Raw genomic sequence first — 4898 nt, forward strand, 5'->3', positions numbered from 1 at the left:
CACGTCACCACGCCCCCGCCGAGCCCCGCGACGAGCCCGGCGCCCACGACCACCCCGACGCCCGACCCCGACGCCGGGCCGGTGGTGCGGCAGGCTGCGACGGACGACACGACCGTCCTGCGTCGGCTGCAACGCTCCCGGACGGGCGAGGTCTGGGTCGACCCTGTGCCCGCCCCGGACGCCCCCGCGCTGCTGACGACGGGCGAGGGGGGCGAGGTGCCCGTCCCGGTGCGGGTCGGCACCCGCGGCGACGCGACGATCTACGCGGTGTACCAGGAGGTCTTCTACTGGGACGCCGAGGTCGTCGGGCTCTTCGAGGTCGACGCCGCGGGGACCCGGTACATCGCGTGCCCCTCGCCGCGCACCGAGGACCCGTGCGTCGAGCCGCCGCTCGCCGGGTGGTTCACCCTCGCGCCCGGCGTCGTCGTCGACCGCGACACGTTCTACGACACCCTCGGCGTCCCCGCGGAGGGCGACCTCGGCGGGGGGTTCGTCGTGGGGACGACCGCGACCACGCAGCGGCTCCGCGCGCTGGACGGTCACACGGAGACGACCGTGCTGGGCGACGCGTGGATCCTCGTCGACGACCAGGAGCAGCACGAGACGGTCGTCCTCGCAGGCTACGGACGTGCCGGGCTGGTCGAGGTCCGCGCGACACCGACGCTGCCCGACCTGACGCCGACGTTCCTCGCCTGGCGGTTCCCGTTCGGCACCACCCTGCGCCTGGCCACGCCCGACGTCCCCGGGAGCGACGTCAACGCGTTCGTCTGGGACGACGGCGTGGACCGCAGCCTGCCGCCCGAGCAGTCGTGGGAGGGGCGGGCCGAGGCCGTGGCCCCGGGTTCGCCGACCTGCTCGCCGAACATGTTCTCCGTCGACACCGCCCTCGACCCGGCGGACTGGCGCGCAGCCGGCAGGACCGCCGAGGGACGTCGGGTCTGGGTCCCCGTCGAGGGCGGCAACGACCGGTCCCGCAGCGTCCGTGCCTGGCACGAGGAGCAGTCGTGGACCGTCGATCTCGAGGTCGACGGCGGGACCAGGACCGGCGCCGACGTCTACGCCACGACCGGGTTCGGCACCGACGCCGCCTTCCTCGCCGCGCACGCGCTGTACGCGACCGAGCGGCCCGGGGGTGGCTGGTACCTCGGGATGATCCCGACGGCGGGATCGGTGGTCTTCGAGTGCGCGTGAGGCCGGGCGGGCGGGACGCGGCGGTGAGGCCTTCCGACGCCCTCGGGCGGGTGCGCGGAAGGTCTGTCGCGCGTGCCGTGACAGACCTTCCCCACCACGCCCGCGACTCCGGCGAGACTCACCCCAACCTCGGACGCAGCCACGCCGTTCTCCCCGCGTAGGACGTCCGTCGACGAGAGGGCACACGGTGGGACGAGCGTGGGAAGGGCTGCTCGCGCAGCTGGTCGAGCAGAGGTGGGGGCGCCTCGTCGGCCACGCGATGCTCGTCGCGACGTCGCGGGACGAGGCGCAGGACCTCGTGCAGGAGGCGCTCGTCGCCACCTTCGGCAGCCGCGCCCGGTTCACGACGATCGCCGAGGCCGAGCAGTACGTGCGCCGCGCGATCGTGTCGCGCTCGGTCGACGAGCACCGTCGCCGCACCCGTGAGCGCGCCGCCGTGGGACGGCTCGCGGGTCACCCGGCGCCCGTGACGGAGGTCGTGCCGCGGGGTCTGGGAGCGGACGTCGTGCGGGCGCTCGCCGGCCTGACGCCCCGCGAGCGGGCGTGCGTCGTGCTGCGGCAGGTCGAGGACCTGTCCGTGCACGAGACCGCGTCGGTGCTCGGGCTCAGCGAGGGCGCGGTCAAGCGGTACACGTCCGACGGCCTACGGCGCCTCGACGCCGCGCTCGGGACCCGCACGGACGACCCCGAGTCGGTCCCCGTGCGTCCGGTCGCCGCGACCCCGACCAGTACGTCGACGAACGGAGGGGAGGCACGATGAGCGACCTCGGGAACATCCTGTCGCGGGCGGGCGACGAGCTCGGAGCCGACGTCGGCCGGCTCGACGACGCGACCTACCGGCGCATCGTCTCGAAGGCCCGCGGCCGCCGCGTCCGCCGGCACACGGCGCAGTCCTTCGCAGCCGTCGGCGCCGTGGCCGTCCTCGGCACCGTGGCGTGGCTCGGCCTGCACCGGGCCGACACCCCCCAGCCTGCCGTGACGCCCACCGTCACCCCGAGCCCGACGTCGACGCCGTCGAGCACGCCCGCCCCGACCGCGTCGAGCGCCCCGGTCGCCGTCGAGCGCTCCGGGATGCCGCCGATGCTCGCGCTCGACGACGACGTCCTCGCACGCGTCGGGTCGGGATGGACCGTCGTGCAGTACGGGCCGACGACGGGGGACGCCGAGCTCGCCGACGGCACGCGCATCGTGCCGGTCCTCGCGCTCGCGTCGCCCGAGGGCGACCTCTACCACGTGCGCGACGACGTGTACCTCGGTCTCGACAGCTTCGCGTGGGACGGGTCGCCGACCGTCCCCGTGGCCGTGCAGCCGGGCATCCGTGGGCTGCTCGACCTGCGCACCGGCCAGGTCGTCGAGGCACCGCGCACCGGCGTGGGCGCCGGTGCGTACCCGCATCCCTCCGACGTCGTCGAGCTCTGGATCGAGGACGGCGAGGACCGCTCGCGGATGTGGGTCGTCCGGCCGGACGGCGAGGCCCACCTCGTCACGTCCGACCTCCCCGGCTTCGCCGGGGGTGGGACGACCGTCAACCCGGACGGCACGCTCGCCCTCGTCGAGGGAGCCGACCGCACGGTCGTCGTCGACCTGGTCGCCGGTGGCGCACGGCCCGTCACGCTCGCGCCCGCCGGGACGACCTGCGCGACCGTCGGCTGGCAGAGCCGCACCGACGTCCTGCTGGTCTGCGCCGAGGGGGACACGCCCCCGTGGGGTGCGACCTTGCCGGACGGGCTGATGCTCGTGAGGGTCGATGTCGCGGCGGGGACGGCCCCCGTCGTCCTGCGTGACCTGCGCGCCGGCGACCTCGTACCGTCCGACGGCGTCCTGCTGCCCGACGGGCGCGTCGTCGCCAAGGCCTGGGTGCACGGCAGCGCGCCCGAGGGGTACCTGGACTACGGGTGCCGCGAACGCGTCGCGGCATGGCGTGACCGCGTCGAGGAGGCGGTCGACCTCGCCCTGCCGTTCCGGTTCCAGCGGGTGGCGACGTCCGGCGGGCGGCTGCACGTGGTCTCGTTCGACGCGTGCGGCGGTGACGGCGGCCCGATCGGCCTGGTCGTCCACGACCCGACGACAGGGATGACCGCGACCCTGCTGCCCGGCCCGGACGGTCCTGGTCAGCTCTCCCCGCTGTCGGCCGTGACGGCGCGCTGACGGGCAGGCGACGGGCGTTCGCCGGCTCTCGTGCCGCGCCGGCGAGGCGTGGTGTGGAGGGTGTGTCGCGTTCAGCGCGACAGAGTCTCCACGCGAGACCCGAGGCGATGCGGGCGGACGCGGCGGAGGGCGGCGGGTGGTCAGTGGGGGAGCGGGCACGTGCTGCCGCAGGGGGTCGCGCGCCCCTGCCAGCCGCGGGCCGTCAGCGCGGCGGCGACCTGGCCGGCCGTCCGGCACGGCTCCGCGACGACGTGCCGCCAGCGGTACCGCAGCGTGAGCTCCGTGCGTTCGACCGCGACGGTGTTGTCGCGCCACACGTCCTCGTCCGTCCGCCCGAGCGGGTGCGCGAGCTGACCGTCGAGCTCGACCCGCACACCGAGACCCACGTGCACCCGGTCGGCCCGGATCCACCGCCCGCCGACCCGCTGCCGCACCTGGGCGGTGGCCGCGGGCAGGCCGTGCGCCCGCTCGACGTCCCGCGCGTACCGGTGCTCGAGCGGCGACTCGACACCCCGGTCGACCGCACCGTCGGTCCCGAGCAGCGCGGTGAGCAGGGCGCGGTTGCGCAGCCCTCGCCGCTCCTCCGCGTGCATGAGGACCACACCGGGCCGCACGCCCGCACGCACCGCCTCGCACACCACCCCGACGACCTCGTCCGCCGAACGAAGCCCGTCCACGACGTCCAGCACCGTGACGTCCTCGCCGACCGTGCGCAGGCGTCCCGAGGCCACGGGCATCCGGCGGCGTCGGTGCACGACCAGCCCGGGCTGCGGCGCGACACGACGATGAGCGGGGATGCTCACGTGCACCACACGTCCGGGGTCGACCACGATCCCGCGGAGGAAGGCCGCCGACCGGTGTGACAGGGCAGCCCCGGGCCGGCGTACGCGAGGGCGGCCCGCGCGACCTGACGCCACGACAGCGGTCCGGGGTGCGTGACGACGACGCCGGTGAACGGACGGCACCACTCGCCGGCGGCGACGCGACGGCTCACGACGGACCTGCTGACTCCCCAGGCGCTCAGCCGCGCGGTCGTCGCGACGAGGTCGGCGCGGACCAGGGCGTCGTGCGCGTCCGGCAGCGCCGAGTCGGGGAGGCGGACGGGCCTGGGGACGTGACCCTGGCCGGGGAGCCCGACGGGGGTCCGTCCTGCGGGGGTCGCGACCTGGGGCCGTGGACGTCGGGGGGCTGGTCGAGGGCCGCTTCCGGGAGGCATGCGGGTCAGCATGGCGATGCCGGCGCGATCGCGGCGCAGACCCTGTGGACGACGCCGACCGGCGACGTCGACCGGGTGCCGCTGACGGGGGCCCGGTGGGCGAACGGCCGTCGGGCCTGACGTCGGCCGGTCGTCAGGTCGGACCTCGGGCCGGCCGTCGCGGTGTGGAATCTGTGTCGCCGCTGGTGCGACAGACCTTCCACACAACCTGGCATCACGAGGTGGGGAGACGGCCGAGAGGGCCGGTGCTGACGCACCGACCCTCTCAACCTGCGTTGCGCTCCAGATCAGCGCTCGTTCCTGTGGTCGCGCTGGTCTTGCGCTCCACTACGGCCGAGAGGGC

3 protein-coding genes and 1 pseudogene are annotated in these 4898 nt (G+C 75.6%); 3 read left to right on the plus strand and 1 reads right to left on the minus strand.

Annotated elements, in window-relative coordinates; all coding sequences use genetic code 11:
* The 3 genes and pseudogenes from CBZ_RS21170 to CBZ_RS21395 form a co-directional block, all read left to right on the plus strand.
* A pseudogene (locus CBZ_RS21170) lies at window positions 1-1191 on the plus strand (hypothetical protein); the annotation flags it as partial.
* Window positions 1192-1378: 187 nt separating this feature from the next.
* The gene (locus CBZ_RS18750; RefSeq protein WP_130782978.1) at window positions 1379-1951 is read left to right on the plus strand and encodes an RNA polymerase sigma factor; all 573 of its coding nucleotides are present in this window, start codon (window positions 1379-1381) and stop codon (window positions 1949-1951) included.
* Window positions 1948-3339 (plus strand): hypothetical protein, encoded by a 1392-nt coding sequence (locus CBZ_RS21395; protein ID WP_174768700.1) that lies wholly within the window; start codon window positions 1948-1950, stop codon window positions 3337-3339. The genes CBZ_RS18750 and CBZ_RS21395 overlap by 4 nt, the downstream gene beginning before the upstream one ends.
* Window positions 3340-3479: 140 nt before the next feature.
* On the opposite strand, the gene CBZ_RS18760 is transcribed toward CBZ_RS21395, so the two are convergent.
* Window positions 3480-4142 carry a hypothetical protein gene (locus CBZ_RS18760; protein ID WP_246013544.1) on the minus strand — a complete coding sequence of 221 codons (663 nt, stop codon included), beginning with the start codon at window positions 4140-4142 and terminating at the stop codon, window positions 3480-3482.
* Between the last annotated feature and the right edge of the window lie 756 nt (window positions 4143-4898).

This window comes from Cellulomonas biazotea, from assembly GCF_004306155.1.
GTDB lineage: Bacteria > Actinomycetota > Actinomycetes > Actinomycetales > Cellulomonadaceae > Cellulomonas > Cellulomonas biazotea.